General features: G+C 43.1%; 1 protein-coding gene. It reads right to left on the bottom strand.

What is annotated here, in order from left to right:
- Positions 1 to 598 (bottom strand): phage/plasmid replication protein, II/X family (locus CG67_RS05690; protein ID WP_025902014.1); only part of this gene is annotated, 598 nt, incomplete at both ends.

Raw genomic sequence — 598 nt, 5'->3', positions numbered from 1 at the left:
TTTTTTCATAAGAAGATAAGTGGGAACTTTTCTTTTTCTGCAATCTCTTAATCTGAGCCTGCACCTCATGATGTTTCAAGTATGCAACAAGAGTACGGTGGCGACTTCCTTCGTTCCACATAACAGTTGTTTCATAATCAAGAGCACGAGTCTTTTTAGTCTGACCGTTGGATACATTGCGCAAGAAAGAAATCACCTGGTTAGCAATGTGATCATTTGCGACTTTTGCACTGACAGTTACATCTATGCGACCAACTACCGTATTAGTTACATCACACAAATCATAGAGTTCAGGCATAGCAGCAGCAAAGGCACCGAAAAATTCCAGACCGCACAACTCAAAAGATGTAGGCCCAAAAAGATTGTGACCTTGTAACAATTTCGCCGGAGATGCTTTCAGCTCTACACATGGCTCGAAATTCTTACCGCCCTCAAAAATTTTCAATGCGATCCCAGCATAATGAGAAGGGAGAGATTCGTAAGGATGCTTAAGCCCCGATACAGTCAAATCACCATCAATGGCGTATTCTACTGTATGGGCGGCAAGAGTCAGACCAGAAAGGCGGGCAACCTCAGCAAGGTTCACATGGGAAACATA

Origin of the sequence: Tatumella sp. UCD-D_suzukii (assembly GCF_000611875.2) — a bacterium.
GTDB classification, from domain to species: Bacteria; Pseudomonadota; Gammaproteobacteria; order Enterobacterales; family Enterobacteriaceae; genus Tatumella; species Tatumella ptyseos.
The sequence above is the reverse complement of the archived record's forward strand: the minus strand, read 5'-3'. Positions and strand labels throughout refer to the sequence as shown.